Consider the following 14,065-nt stretch of genomic DNA (forward strand, 5'->3'; position numbering starts at 1 on the left):
CCCCTCCAATTATAGTGGGTGTAGGTGGTTGATTGAAAAGGCTTCTGCAACAGGGATGTTGCAGAGAGCTACAGGGACGCATTTACGCGTCCTTTGAAATCAAGCACCTACACCCTTAATTCAAAGCGGGCGAGTAGTTACGAAAATTTAATGATCAGTAGGCTATATCGTGATCTGTTTGAATATGTCATGAAGGGTTAGTTCATCTTTATCTAGAAATACAGCTGAACATTTCATAATTTTGTACGCACTGCTTTTAAGTCAACGCGGTAGTGAATTTGACTCGAAAGATGGGCGCTAATGAGCTGTTTTTAAAATAATTAAATTGAAGGTCGGTATGTTCGTCAACTGTTTTTCTGGATAAAAAAAAACCCCGGCCGTGATAAATCGGCCGGGGTTTTCTCACAGATATCTACCTAATAGATTTAGTTAGGTAAAGCAAAAACTGTGAGCGTACCACCTAACTTGGTGAAAGAGCTCAAGCTTCTGTAAGCACCTACTGCACCTAAACCTTCAGAGTTTGAAGATTCTTCGCCTGAATCCAGGCCTGCAGCGATACCAATACCTGCCCAGCCACCAACACCTGATAATACGCCAACGTATTGTTTGCCGTTGTATTCCCAAGTATTAACGTTACCGATAATGCCGGAAGGAGTTTTGAATTTATACAATTCCTTTCCTGTTTTAGCATCTACCGCTTTCAGATAGCCTTCCAAAGTACCGTAGAATACTACGCCGCCGGCAGTTGCAACTGAGCCTGACCATACGGAGAATTGCTCTTTATTAGACCAAACAATTTTACCGGTAGTCGCGTCCCATGCAGTGAACTGTCCAAGGTTGGTTGATTTATCTGCTTTACCAGTAATCGCATCAACACCCGCAGGGAACATGGACAATGTGGCGCCAACATAAGGTTGGCCTGCAGTGTATTCAACTTCGAACGGTTCGTAGTCCATACAAACATGGTTGCCGGAAATATAGAAATAACCGGTTTGAGGAGAATACGAAACTGGCTGTTGGTTTTTGCTTCCCAATGCAGCAGGGCAGACGCCTTCAGTATTTGTATCTTCACCGTTTTGTTCGGTGCTGTATTTAGAGACGACTTGTGGACGCCCTGTTTTCATATCAACGTGAGTTGCCCAGTTTACGGCTTTGTCGAATTTTTCAGCAACTAACAGTTCACCAGTTACGCGATCCAGAGTATAGCCAAAGCCATTACGGTCAAAGTGGACAAGGGTTTTACGCAGTTTGCCGCCAATTTCTTGATCAACCAAAGGTACTTCGTTAATACCGTCAAAATCCCACTCATCATGCGGAGTCATTTGGTAAACCCATTTGACTTCTCCGGTATCAGCGTCGCGAGCCCATAAAGACATGGACCACTTATTGTCACCAGGGCGTTGTACTGGGTTCCACGTAGAAGGATTACCTGATCCGTAATAGACAAGGTTCAAATCAGGGTCATAGCTGTACCAGCCCCAAGTTGTTCCGCCGCCGATTTTCCATTGGTCACCTTCCCAAGTACTGGTACTTGAGTCTTTGCCAACTGCTTCAACTTTACCGTCTTTCCATGTGGTCGTTTTAGTCGGGTTGATCAGAGTATCTGAATCAGGACCCATGCTGTAACCTTTCCATTCCAGTTCGCCGGTGTTGACATTGTAAGCGGCCAAGAAGCCACGAACACCAAATTCACCGCCGGAAATACCGGTTATCACTTTATCTTTAACTACGATAGGCGCTTGAGTGTTAGTCATACCCAATTTAGGGTCGCCGTTTTGGACACTCCAGATACGCTTGCCGGTTTTGGCATCTAATGCTGTTAACACAGTATCGGATTGTTGCAGGAATATTTTGCCGCCGCCGTAAGCCAAGCCGCGGTTTACAGTATCGCAGCACATAACAGGAATAGTTACGTCAGCGTCTTGCTGTGGAGTGTATTCCCAGATTACAGATTGAGTCTTTTGGTCAATCGCGTAAACAGTATTAGGAAAAGGAGTGTGTATGTATAAAGTATCATTGACTACTAAAGGGCCGCCTTCGTGGCCACGTAGAACACCCGTTGAAAAAGTCCATGCTGGCTGCAGAGTCTTTACGTTTGAGGTGTTGATTTCTTTAAGTTCGCTGTAACGAGTTCCTTGATAGTTCCCACCCCAAGTAGCCCAGTTTGCTGGGTTCTTGGTCAGTTTTTCAACTTCGCTGTTTGCATTGGCAATGGCTGGTCCAGCAAGCAGGGCAGCAACTGTTGAGGCAATTAGCCAGCTTTTAACAGGCTTCTTCATATATTTCCTCCTGGTATTCTGTCGTACAACAAAATACGGGTTGTGATTTTAAGACTAATATTAGTTTTAAAGCAGTTGTGGGCGACATTATTATTTCCTCAAAAAAAGGAGGAATTCCTTTAAGCGTCACTCCAGATGCGTAAATTTAATGATTTTACCTTAAAAGTCAACTTAAAACGGCTGACGAATAAGGTTTTAAATACACGCTGAAAGTTAGAAAAATAAACGCTGTCCGCATTTATAATCGCTATTCTATCAACCAAACCATTATATGCAACTTCCTGAATATCTGCTCACCATTCTTGCATTAACAATTTCGTTCGTCATTCCGGCAAGATTAGCCGATGAGGCAGGGTTGCCTCATCCCGATTTTACCGGGCATCTCAGGGGTGCCTGGCAGCCTTTCTAGTGTCCAAGTTTGCAGGATGGAGAACGCCTAAAATCCCCGGCATTGGTTAGTCGTCAATTGCAAGCTGATTACCTCCTAAAGCCGTTCGATAGCGAACTCACCCTTGCGCCAGACCAAAATATCCGCATAATCCTTTTTCCAGTCTGCCAATACAAACCGTTGTGCCGATTGCCCGTCAATCTCAAGATAATGAACGGCGGGTCGGTGAGTATGCCCATGAATCAGCCGGAAAACCTTGTGTTGACGCATGGTATCGACGACTGTCGTCTGATTGACATCCATGATTTCTTGAGATTTTTTGCGTTTGTGAAAGTGGCTTCTGATGCGATACCAGCGCGCGGCTAAAAGCCGGATCAACAGCGGTTTGGATAACACGTTTTGTTGCCATTCGCTGGAATGGGATTTAATGCGAAATTGCTGGTACGCTTCATCGTCCGAGCAGAGTAGGTCGCCATGCATCAGCAAGGTGGGCGTGCCTTGCAGGTCGATGACGGTGTAATCAGGCAACAAACTCACGCCGGTTTCGTTGCAAAAGCTGTTGCCCAACAGAAAATCACGATTGCCTTGCTGTAAATGAATGGTGACGCCAGAGTCGGTTAACTCGCGTAGTTTACTTTTGATGGCATTTATAGGTGGGGAGCGGTCATCATCGCCTATCCATACGTCAAAAAGATCCCCCAAAATATAAATTGATTGGCAGTCAGTCGCTCTTTTTTCAAGAAAATCAAGAAAGCGTCTGGTTATAGCGGGTTTTTCCAGTGCGATATGGAGGTCTGAAATAAAAATAATGTCCTGTTTCAAGATACTTTGGCCCGTTTGTATTCTGGCTGATGGGATGGCAAGATTTAACTTCATCATCGAAAGGATAAAAAAGAGAGGCATTCCAGATTAATTGCCAGCCATAATAACGGGCAAGGAATTGATGAGGCAAGATTTTACAGGTAATAAAGGTTTTGGATTGGCTCAATAAGCGGGCGATGAGCAAGTCCGATCATGGGTATCTCGATTTTTAGGCTTTTTATGTTCTAAAATCGCTGGCGTCTGACTAGAAAGACAATTATGGTAAACTCCTAGAACTATCAATTTGCTGAGCGGGCTATACGGCACAATCAGTCATAATAAGTTGATTTGAAAGTGACAATAATAAAATTGGAGGATGGTATGTTAAAAATGCGAATTCTGGTCACCGCATTAGCGTTGGCTGGATCTGTTTCTGCGGTTCATGCGGCAGGATCCTTACCCAAAACAGCGCCTGCACCGGCGGATAATCCCACGACTCAAGAAAAAGTGGTGTTAGGTCAAATGCTTTATCATGATCCGCGTTTGTCTTCGACAGGCACGGTTTCTTGTGCGTCTTGCCATAACACCATGTTAGGCGGAGAAGATAATCGCCCTAACTCAATGGGTGTAAACGGCCAAACCGGCGGACGCAGTGCGCCAACAGTATGGAATTCTGCGTTCAATCAAGTGCAGTTCTGGGACGGCAGGGCGGCAAGCCTTGAAGAACAGGCCGCCGGTCCGGTGACTAATCCCATCGAAATGGGCATGAAAAGCTGGGATGATGTGGTTGTTCGTTTGAAAACAATCGAAGGTTATCAGGACGCATTCGAAAAAGCTTTCGGCAAGGATTCTATTTCAAAAGACAATGCAACCAAGGCGATTGCCGCTTATGAGCGAACATTAATCACACCCAACAGTCCTTTCGATAAATATGTGGATGGCGATAAAGGCGCTTTGACCGAGCAACAAGTGCGCGGTATGAAAAAAGCGGTTGAGTTAGGTTGCACGGGTTGTCACAGTGGTCCTGCATTTAACGGTGCCGGAACATTCCAAAAGTTTCCAGTTAACAGCAGCGGCTACTTTGAGGCTAAATATCACTTCAAAAAAGACAAAGGCTTAGCTGAAGTGACCAAAAAAGCTGAAGATGAACACCTGTGGAAAGTACCTACTTTACGCAATATTGCTTTGACCGCGCCTTACATGCACAACGGTTCAGTTGCGACATTGGAGGATGCTGTTAAATTGATGGGCAAGCTGCAACTGGGTCAGGATCTGGCTAAGGACGATATTACCGATATCGTAGCGTTTCTGAATGCATTGACCGGTGAATTTCCTAAGCAAGCCATGCCGGCTTTGCCAGGAACGTCCGGTCGTTCTTTTAATTAAACGTTTTATAAAAAATACGTAACTATTCGGTGCAGTAATAAAATGAGGGTGATGCAGTTCATCTTTTGGGTTACGACTATTGCTTGGCCGGGCTTGCACTGAATAATTACAAAAACTCACTACCTTGATTTAAGGTATACCCATATTCGGCACCGGGGTGCCCGTCAAAGGACGCCGTAAATACATCCTATGTAGGCTCTATGCCAGCATCCATGCTGGCAAAGCCTTTGCCGAACACCCCGATGCCTCCTTAGGCACTGCCGAAATTTGAAGTGCGAAAGGTATAACACAACTCGACCGCTTGGAATTGAGGGTGTAGGTGATTGAAATCAAGCATCTACACCCAATAAAATGGGGGGAGTGAGCAGATGCGATTTAAGAAAGCCCGCCTGCTGTTGGTTTCAGGTCGACAGCAGGCGGCGCTTTTAAATCGTCCTGATAGAGCGGCAGTTGTTCGATGCGTCGGTCTATTTCCTTCAGCATATTTTGGTACTCGCTACTGTAAACATTAGCGAAACGCCTTTTAAACTGTTTATTATCGAGTCCTTCCGGCAAATCCAGCACATCAGGCATAAAAGCCGTGTAGTCCTTAATTGCGGCCATTTTTAACTGAAGTTTGCGGGCGCTTTCGGGAGAGGCGGTTGCCATTTTGCCAAACCGCATTCCCGCCCTGTCTCCGGCAATATCAATAAAACTGAAGCCACTACCGCTGACTGAATCGCTCAGTTCTTTTTCCAAGCCTATCATATTGGCTAAGTGCCCGCCCCCCGTTGAAGTGAGCATGGCTGAGGCGATAAAGTGTTTGGCCATATCAATTCGTTTATAGAGGAAAACGGGAAAAGAGTGGCGGGGCTTTGCCGTTACATTGTCTGGTAGATAAGGCAGGACCTCATCTTTGTTGACGTAACTGTTGATCGTAAAAATAACGATACGATTTTCTTTGATCGCTGTTTTTAGTGAGGAACGTCTATGGGCAATCGCAAAAAGAGGCTGAATCAATTCCGCTATCGAAAGACGCCATTCCGGGTCATGCTGATTGATGATGTCCGTCAGTTTTTGCTGATAAAAAATCATGGCTTGCCGATCTTGAGCCTGGTTGAGTAAATCTGCCGTGTTTTTGGCAAACATCGGGTCGGTTAGATATGTCAGCGTTAGTTTTTCGGCGCTTATGTCCAGGTCAATAATCTGTTCGGTCAAAAAGATGTAATGTTGTTTCAGGTTTGCGTATTTTATTGTTTTTTCAAGTAAAAATTCGGCGACATGATCGTCTAGCTGCAAATTGCCAATCCTGATGTCATTGATATGTGAGCTACCGTTCTGTTTGGCCAGACTGAATTGCAGGTTCAGATAACGGCCGAATGAATTTTTAGGCAACTTAAGCGCGATCGAAAAGTGTATGGAATTATTATCCAGCGTGACATTGGATGAGCTGGGCAGATAGTTGTTGAGCAAATAGTTCAGCGCAATGTTGATGTCTCGGGCATTCAAATCCATCGTTTTTAAATTATCCCGGATCGGATTGCCCTCAAAAATAGTTTTTGCCCGTTCGATATCCTCGGCGGTTGGCTCCCAGTCAGTTTTGATAGCTGGCTGTTGCTCAACTGCAAAAAATAAGGCCAGGGCCAGTAGAACCGGTGGTCCAACAAGCAGTGCAAAGATAAAACGAACAAATAGCAACATTTGACCTATTCAAATTCCAGTTTAAATCCGGCCTCTTTAAGATGTTCAGCCTCTTTTTGAAGGTCCGCAAAAGTCAAAGGCGATTGATTTAAGCAATTTTCCTGAAATTGAAGTCTGATTTTGTTTTTGGTGAAGCTGATTTTAAATTCCGGTAACGGTTTGTCGTCTCTGCTTCTGTGAAGCAAAACGGCCAGGCGCAGTAAAATCGTCATTCGAGGGGCGTTGGCTTTCCACGGGTCTTGTAATTTGTTGAAGTTTTTTAGAGAAATTTTTCGCCGGTGAAACTTGATCAATAGCGATAGAATGTATTGATCATGCCTCGAAAAGCCGGCTAAGTCCGCATTTTCGACAATATAAGCGCCATGTTTGTGATACTGGCTATGTGCGATGTCATGGCCAATTTCGTAGAGGTCGGCTGCCCAGTTCAGGTAATTCAACGTGTTTTCAATTTGATCCTTGGGGCTGAACGAGTCCAGTTGCTGGAGCATAAAATGCAATGTTTGCCTGATTCTGGTGGAATGGGCTTTGTCGGTATGGAAGCGCTCGCTTAATAGTTGAACCGTTTCAGATCGTATGTCCTGGTTATAGATGCGACCTAAAAGATCGTGGACCAAGCCTTCTCGCAGAGCGCCATCGGAGACGGTCATTTGTTCAATGCCCAGCGTTTTAAAGGTTGCATAAATAATCGCAAGGCCTCCCGGGAAAATCGGAAGCCGCTCTGAATCCAGATCGGGCAGATTAAGTGTGTTGATATGAGAGCAAAGAGTGAGATGGTTGACCAGTTTTTCCAGGCCATCTCGCGTTATTGCATTATGGCTCCATCCTGTTGATTCCAGTACGCTCTGTATGGATCTTAAGCTGCCCGATGCGCCTATGGCTTCGTCCCAATTGCTATGGCTGAATTTCTTTTTATGCGGTTCGAGTTTTTGTTCGGCAAACAGCGTGGCTTGCTTGAATGCTTTTGCAGAAAGTTTTCCGTCCTTAAAAAAAAGATTGCTGACCGAAACGCAGCCCATGTTGAGACTTTCTTTGGTCAACGGGGTGTCATTTGTGCCGATGATGTACTCAGTGCTGCCCCCGCCAATGTCCATGACAAAGCGTTTGTTGGCACTGCTGCTCAAGCTGTGGGCAACGCCTTGATAAATCAGTCGGGCTTCTTCAATCCCGGAAATGATGTGAATAGGATGGCCCAATGCCCGCTCGGCTTTTGCGATAAATTGCTGAGCGTTAGTCGCCGTGCGCAAGGTGTTAGTTCCCACGATACTGACGCTGCCCGGTGGGAAATTCTGAATACGTTGACCAAAGCGTTCCAGGCAATTCAGTGCTCTTCGCTGCGTTACCAAATCAAGATGATTCTTTTTGTCCAGGCCTGAGGCCAGTCTGACCATTTCTTTGAGACGGTCTAGGGTATGTAGTTTTCCGTCCTTTAGTCGACATACGATCATGTGAAAGCTGTTGGAGCCAAGATCAACAGCGGCAACAACTTCTGGGACTTCTTTAGTCACGTTGGTTTCCATTTTTTGCCTACGGAGCGAAACAATATCTGATAATATCACAAGGTTTTTGAGGCCTTATTTTGCCGTCCCTGGATTAACGGGTAGACAGTATAGTTGAGGGTGAGTCTCTAATTTAACTCATTTAAAGATATCCGTTAAGTGAATGTTCCTGAATGAAAGCATTATCAATACGAAAATTAACCAAAAAATATAACAATGGATTTGAGGCCTTAAAAGGTATTGATCTTGATGTTGACTCGGGTGATTTTTTTGCTTTGCTCGGTCCCAATGGCGCCGGAAAATCAACTACGATAGGTATAATCAGCTCTCTGGTCAATGCTACTAGTGGATCAGTGACTATTTTCGGGCACGATTTGCAGAAAGACCGTGAGCGAGCAAAAACGTGCATTGGGCTGGTGCCTCAGGAAATCAATTTCAATCAATTCGAAACCGTTAAACATATCGTGCAAATACAGGCGGGATATTACGGGATAGGTCAGAAAGAGGCAAAACAAAGGACCGAACGCTGCCTGAGGCAGATGGACTTGTGGACTCAGCGTGACACGGTTTCCCGTCGGTTGTCGGGCGGAATGAAGCGGCGAGTGATGATCGCAAGAGCGATGGTCCATTCACCCAAACTACTCATTCTTGATGAACCGACCGCAGGGGTCGATATCGAGATTCGCCGTTCCATGTGGGAATTGATGGAAGAGGTCAACAAGCAAGGCACCACGATCATCTTGACTACGCACTATCTTGAAGAAGCCGAGAGTCTTTGCCGGAATATCGCCATCATTAACAACGGCCAGATTGTCGAGCATTCGGATATGGCTTCATTGTTGAATCGCCTGAATATTGATCATTTTGTTCTGGATTTGGCTGAACCTATAAAGTCTGCGCCACATTGCACGGGGTATCAGATTGACAAGATTTCCGATCGCTCGTTAAGTGTGGGCGTACCCAAGGAGCAGGGGCTTAACAAGCTGTTTGAGATGTTAACTGCACATAATATAAAGGTGATCAGTCTCAAGAATAAATCCAACCGCCTGGAGCAAATGTTTATGGACCTGATCGGCTCATCTGCAGCGGAGCAGAGCTGATGAACAATTCAATCGCATTTTGGACTATCGTTACCAAAGAAGTGCGCAGATTTACCCGTATCTGGCCGCAGACAATTTTGCCTCCGGCGATTACGACATCACTTTATTTTTTAATTTTCGGCAAGTTGATCGGTGATCGTATCGGCCCCATTGGAGGGGTGAGTTATATCGATTACATCGTGCCCGGCGTTATTTTGATGTCGGTGATCAGTCATGCCTATGCCAATGTCGTGTCCTCGTTTTATTCGACAAAGTTTCAACGGAATATCGAGGAATTGCTGGTTTCTCCGGTGCCCAATTGGGTGATTCTGGCCGGTTATGTCTCGGGTGGTGTGGTGCGCGGCATCATGGTTGGCGGGGTGGTTACCATTATCTCTTTGATGTTTGCGGATATATCTATCGCGCATTTTGGAATTTCCGCGGTAGTTTTTATTTTAACGGCGACCTTGTTTTCGTTGGCCGGTTTTATCAATGCTGTTTTTGCTGACAGCTTTGATGATATCGCCATCATTCCCAGTTTTGTTTTGACCCCGTTAAGTTATCTGGGAGGAGTTTTTTACTCGGTAGCGATGCTGCCTGAGATTTGGCAAAAGATTTCATTGGTTAATCCCATTCTGTATATGATCAACGCATTTCGTTACGGATTGATCGGCGTTACCGATGTCGATATCAAGCTCGCATTCCTCATTACCGGCTGTTTTATAGTCGTATTGTCATTATTTAGCTTGTATTTGTTGAAAAAAGGAATTGGCATAAAGACCTAATTAAGGCAGCAGTTCCCAGTTTAATATTTTCAGCGTCATTGTGGGCAGGGAAAAGCCTTTCGATGAACGCCGTAGTCCCGTTTATGGAAGCGTCGGCATTCTCGCTAAGCTTAAGCCCCCTTTTTTTTAACATCAAACTGGGAAGTGCTAGGTTATTTAATCCGATTTGAATAAATAGTTTTGCAAAAACACGGTATAAACCTATAATGCAGAGTTTTTTGGGGTTCCATACCCTGATCCTTGCTTTACCGTCTTCAAAGACAAAGATGGAAAGCTAATAACCCGTAAGGAGCAATCATGCGACATTATGAAATTGTCTTATTAATACACCCTGATCAAAGTTCTCAGGTATCTGCAATGGTAGATCGCTATAAAGCGACTATTGAAGGCGCATCCGGAGCAATCCATAGACTGGAAGACTGGGGGCGCAGACATTTGGCGTATCCCATCAGCAAAGTCCATAAAGCGCATTACGTTCTGATGAACGTAGAGTGTGACCGTGAAACGTTAATAGAATTGGAAAGTGCATTCCGTTTTAATGACGCCATTTTGCGGAGTATGACTTTGTTGCAAAAGGGTCCTGTCACGGAGCCTTCAATTATCGCGACATCGGGCAACGACGAAAACAAAGCGCCTGCACCTAAGGCCAAAATAGCTGACGATATTGATGAAGACGAAGAGGTTGATCTTGACGTCGTTGTTGACGAGCCAGAAGAATTCAGCGAAGAAACTCCCGAATAATCGATTACCAGTCAATAAACCAGAGGATTATCATGGCACGTAACATGAGACGTAAAAAAAGCAGCCATTTCAATGTCGATGGCTCGAATCAAATCGACTACAAAGATTTGGATACACTGAGAGAATACATTACTGAAACCGGAAAAATTGTACCTAGCCGTATCACCGGTATCAGCGCAAAACAACAAAGACAATTGTCGACCGCCATAAAACGCGCTCGCTTTGCCGCTTTGTTGCCTTTTTGCGACGCACATAAATAACTAAATTTCCCGGGGGAAGAGGTGAAATTTTTAGCGGAATTCATCATGCGGGGCCGAATGTCGGCCATGATGGTTGCATCAACGCTTGCTCTGATTTCTTTGATCCTGCCTCCGGTCAGTATTGTAAGTTCAGCCACTGTAGCGCTAGTCACCTTGAGGCGAGGCGCATACGAGGGTTTGTATGTACTGATAAGTTCCAGTGTTGCTGCAGCTTTGCTGGGCTTCCTTGTCCTGGGCGGTTACCAGTTTGCATTGTTGTACGGACTGGTTTTGTGGATACCCATCTGGCTTATCTCAATCGTTCTTCGAGAAGGCCGGCATCTGTCTTTGGCGGTAGAAATCGCGGTGCTTTTGGGTGCCGCCGCCGTATTGTTATTTTATGGTGTTCAGGAAGATCCGGCCAGGCTTTGGGAATCGGTTTTGGTTCAGATTGCGAAGCCAATGATGGATGCGAATCCTGATGTTCCAATGGAGAGCGTTCAGCAATCGTTGAAGACATTTGCCCGGTTTATGACCGGCATCATTGCTGCGGGTGCGGTTTATGGCATGCTGTTTGGCTTGTTCCTGGGTCGTTGGTGGCAAGCCACTCTCTACAATCCGGGGGGATTCCGGCAGGAATTTTTGGCGTTAAGCACACACCCGCGATTGGCCATTGGTTCAGTTTTAGTCGTGTTGGCTGCATGGTGGACCAGCGGCGTTTTATCCGAAGCCGCCTGGAATGTGTCTATTTTGTTTTTTGTTCTCTACACCTTTATTGGCTCAGCGGTACTGCATAACCTGCTGGCAAGAACAAAAATAAGCCACTTTTTAGTGCCCATGATGTATGTCACTTTACTGCTTATCCCCCATGTCATGTTGCCGGTAGCTGTGTTAGGTTTGCTGGATACATGGTTGAATTTACGTAATAAATTTTTAGTAATCGAGCCCAAATAGGGCGTTATATTTTCGGTCTATCCGAATTCAGAGGTATTTAAAGATGGAAGTCATTCTTCTTGAGAAAGTGGCCAACCTGGGTAATCTGGGCGATAAAGTAACCATTAAATCCGGTTACGGACGTAATTATCTTGTGCCAACCGGTAAAGCCGTGCCAGCTACAGCGAAAAAAATCGCTGAGTTTGAAGCACGTCGCGCCGATTTAGAAAAAGCAGCGGCTGAACGGATTAAAGCGGCTCAAGCAAGAGCAGAACAGCTTAACAGTCTGGAAGTCTCCATTGCCCACAAAGCCGGAGATGAAGGTAAATTGTTCGGTTCTATCGGAACCCAGAACATTGCTGAAGCAATGACCAGTGCCGGGGCAAAAGTTGAAAAGCATGAAGTGCGTTTGCCACAAGGCGTTATCCGTCATCTGGGCCAATACAAAATTGATATCGACTTACATTCTGATGTGGTTGCAACCGTATCAGTTAATGTAATCGCTGAGTAATTTTTACCAGAGCACTCTCTTTTTTGGCAGGTTAAGAGTAACCCAACAAGTTCGTCAGAGCAGTTGGGTTATCTTCTAACAAGCCGGTTCAACACTATCCCCACGCTGATTATCAGCATCTTATTAATCGCAGCCCTGCTTGCTAAATCATCATTTGGTATCAGCTCTTGAGAAAGGTTAAGCTTACGCTGACTATTTTGGAAGTGCGTTGATGCGAACAATTTATACTGCGGCCTTTTATCTGTTTCTACCTCTTGTAATTTTGCGTCTGCTTTGGCGAAGTATCAAAGCCCCGGAATATCGCAGGCGTTTAGGCGAGCGGCTGGGCTGGTACAACAATAAAGTCTCTGATTCCGTTGTCTGGTTTCATGCGGTATCGGTAGGAGAGGCCGAAGCCTTGTTTCCGCTGGTAAAACGCATTCAGCAGCAATACCCATCTCAACCGCTGTTAATCACAACAACGACACCTACCGGATCGGCCCGGGTGGTTGCCGTGTCGGGCGATACTGTCGAACATGTTTATCTGCCTTATGATATCCCGTGGGCTATTCAGCGATTCTTTGCTCATTTTAAGCCGCGTCTGGCCGTGATTATGGAAACGGAGTTGTGGCCGAATCTGTTCACCGCCTGCGCCAGAGCCGATGTGCCTATTTATGTGGTCAATGCCCGACTTTCTGAAAAATCAGCTTCCCGCTATCAAAAAATTCCCTGGATTATCGACCCCACTTTACGAACAATTACCAAGATTCTGACTCAGTCCCGGCAAGATGCTGACCGGTTTATGTCTATTGGTGCTCAGGAAAGTCAGCTTGAAGTTACCGGTAATCTCAAGTTTGAGATGGAAATAGCGCCGAGTTTGCGGGAGGAGGGACGGGAGATCAGGTCAACGGTATTGGGGCCCCGGTTTGTCTGGATAATAGCCAGTACTCACAAGCCGGAAGAAGACTTGTTTCTGGGCTTATACCAGCAGCTGAAGCCCGATTATCCCGAATTGTTGATGGTATTGGTGCCAAGGCATCCGGAGCGCTTCAGCGAAGTTCAAAAGTTGATTGAACTGCGTGATTTAAAATGTGTGACAAGAACATCCGGTTCTGTCTGTACAAGTGTCACTGACGTTTATCTGGTTGACCGGATGGGTGAATTGAAACAATTCTATGCGGCTTCAGACCTGGCTTTTGTAGGCGGCAGCATGGCGCCTGTGGGTGGTCATAATATTTTGGAACCGGCTGCTTTGGGCGTGCCGGTCATGTTTGGTCCTTTTATGGCTAATTTCAAGGAAATTGAGCAAAAAGTGCTGGAAGCGGGAGCCGCTATACAATGTCAAGATGCTCAGGCCATCGTTGATAACTTTATACAACTTAAAAACGATGAGTCGCTGAGACATCAACTGATTGATGAAGGTTTAAGCTTTATTGGCCGGAATCAAGGCGCGCTAGACAAAATCGTTCAGCACTTGAGCAGCTCGATGGCCCGTCAATCGGATTGACACTTTATACAGTGTCTTAATCCGGACTGTAACGAGTAAACCAGACATTTATTTCTTCAATCTTGTCGATGGCCAGTCCGCCGGTGCGAATCAAGCACATCGATAATGGTTGAAGCTCCCAGCGTTGAAAATCTTGGAAACGGAGCGCCAGCGAAGTGAAGATTTTTAGTCCCCGATAGCCGTAGCGCCGGGCGGGTTTTCGTAGCTTGCGGAGAAAACCTGCAAGGCATTGCGAAACGGCGTTAAGTCATGCGAGAGCCA

Annotated in this window: 12 protein-coding genes; 8 read left to right on the forward strand and 4 right to left on the reverse strand. The window is 45.6% G+C overall.

The window, feature by feature from the left end:
• Nucleotides 1-425: 425 nt before the first annotated feature.
• Both Q7V32_RS01740 and lpxH read right to left on the reverse strand, forming a co-directional pair.
• The gene (locus tag Q7V32_RS01740) at nucleotides 426-2,279 is read right to left on the reverse strand and encodes a methanol/ethanol family PQQ-dependent dehydrogenase (protein ID WP_304895271.1); all 1,854 of its coding nucleotides are present in this window, start codon (nucleotides 2,277-2,279) and stop codon (nucleotides 426-428) included.
• Between the two features lie 484 nt (nucleotides 2,280-2,763).
• Nucleotides 2,764-3,489: a UDP-2,3-diacylglucosamine diphosphatase gene (gene lpxH / locus Q7V32_RS01745; protein WP_304895294.1), complete on the reverse strand. Its 726-nt coding sequence runs from the start codon at nucleotides 3,487-3,489 to the stop codon at nucleotides 2,764-2,766.
• A 360-nt stretch (nucleotides 3,490-3,849) separates the two neighbouring features.
• Between lpxH and Q7V32_RS01750 the strand changes: the two genes are divergently transcribed.
• Entirely contained in the window at nucleotides 3,850-4,854 is a 1,005-nt protein-coding gene (locus Q7V32_RS01750; protein WP_304895272.1) for a cytochrome-c peroxidase, read from the forward strand.
• A 375-nt stretch (nucleotides 4,855-5,229) separates the two neighbouring features.
• Here Q7V32_RS01750 and Q7V32_RS01755 read toward each other — a convergent pair whose 3' ends face one another.
• Nucleotides 5,230-6,534 (reverse strand): hypothetical protein, encoded by a 1,305-nt coding sequence (locus Q7V32_RS01755; RefSeq protein ID WP_304895273.1) that lies wholly within the window; start codon nucleotides 6,532-6,534, stop codon nucleotides 5,230-5,232.
• A 5-nt stretch (nucleotides 6,535-6,539) separates the two neighbouring features.
• On the reverse strand, nucleotides 6,540-8,039 hold the full coding sequence (gene ppx / locus Q7V32_RS01760; protein ID WP_304895274.1) for an exopolyphosphatase: 1,500 nt from the start codon (nucleotides 8,037-8,039) through the stop codon (nucleotides 6,540-6,542).
• A 164-nt stretch (nucleotides 8,040-8,203) separates the two neighbouring features.
• Here ppx and Q7V32_RS01765 point away from each other — a divergent pair, with 164 nt between their 5' ends.
• From Q7V32_RS01765 to waaA, 7 genes are all read left to right on the forward strand, one after another.
• The gene (locus Q7V32_RS01765) at nucleotides 8,204-9,130 is read left to right on the forward strand and encodes an ABC transporter ATP-binding protein (protein ID WP_304895275.1); all 927 of its coding nucleotides are present in this window, start codon (nucleotides 8,204-8,206) and stop codon (nucleotides 9,128-9,130) included.
• Nucleotides 9,130-9,894 carry an ABC transporter permease gene (locus Q7V32_RS01770; RefSeq protein WP_304895276.1) on the forward strand — a complete coding sequence of 255 codons (765 nt, stop codon included), beginning with the start codon at nucleotides 9,130-9,132 and terminating at the stop codon, nucleotides 9,892-9,894. Before Q7V32_RS01765 ends, Q7V32_RS01770 begins: the two co-directional genes overlap by 1 nt.
• Nucleotides 9,895-10,191: 297 nt before the next feature.
• A complete protein-coding gene (gene rpsF, locus Q7V32_RS01775; protein ID WP_159658734.1) occupies nucleotides 10,192-10,635 on the forward strand; it encodes a 30S ribosomal protein S6 in 444 nt (147 codons plus the stop codon).
• Between the two features lie 32 nt (nucleotides 10,636-10,667).
• Nucleotides 10,668-10,895, forward strand: a complete 228-nt coding sequence (rpsR, locus tag Q7V32_RS01780; RefSeq protein WP_159658733.1) for a 30S ribosomal protein S18 — start codon at nucleotides 10,668-10,670, stop codon at nucleotides 10,893-10,895.
• A gap of 21 nt (nucleotides 10,896-10,916) precedes the next feature.
• Nucleotides 10,917-11,828: a DUF2232 domain-containing protein gene (locus Q7V32_RS01785; RefSeq protein WP_304895277.1), complete on the forward strand. Its 912-nt coding sequence runs from the start codon at nucleotides 10,917-10,919 to the stop codon at nucleotides 11,826-11,828.
• A gap of 43 nt (nucleotides 11,829-11,871) precedes the next feature.
• Entirely contained in the window at nucleotides 11,872-12,318 is a 447-nt protein-coding gene (gene rplI / locus Q7V32_RS01790) for a 50S ribosomal protein L9 (protein WP_304895278.1), read from the forward strand.
• Between the two features lie 211 nt (nucleotides 12,319-12,529).
• Nucleotides 12,530-13,804 (forward strand): lipid IV(A) 3-deoxy-D-manno-octulosonic acid transferase, encoded by a 1,275-nt coding sequence (waaA, locus tag Q7V32_RS01795; RefSeq protein ID WP_304895279.1) that lies wholly within the window; start codon nucleotides 12,530-12,532, stop codon nucleotides 13,802-13,804.
• Nucleotides 13,805-14,065: the final 261 nt, after the last annotated feature.

Source organism: Methylicorpusculum sp., assembly GCF_030651835.1.
Lineage (GTDB): Bacteria > Pseudomonadota > Gammaproteobacteria > Methylococcales > Methylomonadaceae > Methylicorpusculum.

Coding starts and splice junctions, on each gene's coding strand:
- Q7V32_RS01740 (WP_304895271.1), bottom strand. CDS start 2,279: ATGAAGAAGCCTGTTAAAAGCTGGCTAATTGCCTCAACAGTTGCTGCC.
- waaA (WP_304895279.1), top strand. CDS start 12,530: ATGCGAACAATTTATACTGCGGCCTTTTATCTGTTTCTACCTCTTGTA.
- Q7V32_RS01750 (WP_304895272.1), top strand. CDS start 3,850: ATGTTAAAAATGCGAATTCTGGTCACCGCATTAGCGTTGGCTGGATCT.
- Q7V32_RS01755 (WP_304895273.1), bottom strand. CDS start 6,534: ATGTTGCTATTTGTTCGTTTTATCTTTGCACTGCTTGTTGGACCACCG.
- Q7V32_RS01770 (WP_304895276.1), top strand. CDS start 9,130: ATGAACAATTCAATCGCATTTTGGACTATCGTTACCAAAGAAGTGCGC.
- rplI (WP_304895278.1), top strand. CDS start 11,872: ATGGAAGTCATTCTTCTTGAGAAAGTGGCCAACCTGGGTAATCTGGGC.
- rpsR (WP_159658733.1), top strand. CDS start 10,668: ATGGCACGTAACATGAGACGTAAAAAAAGCAGCCATTTCAATGTCGAT.
- Q7V32_RS01765 (WP_304895275.1), top strand. CDS start 8,204: ATGAAAGCATTATCAATACGAAAATTAACCAAAAAATATAACAATGGA.
- rpsF (WP_159658734.1), top strand. CDS start 10,192: ATGCGACATTATGAAATTGTCTTATTAATACACCCTGATCAAAGTTCT.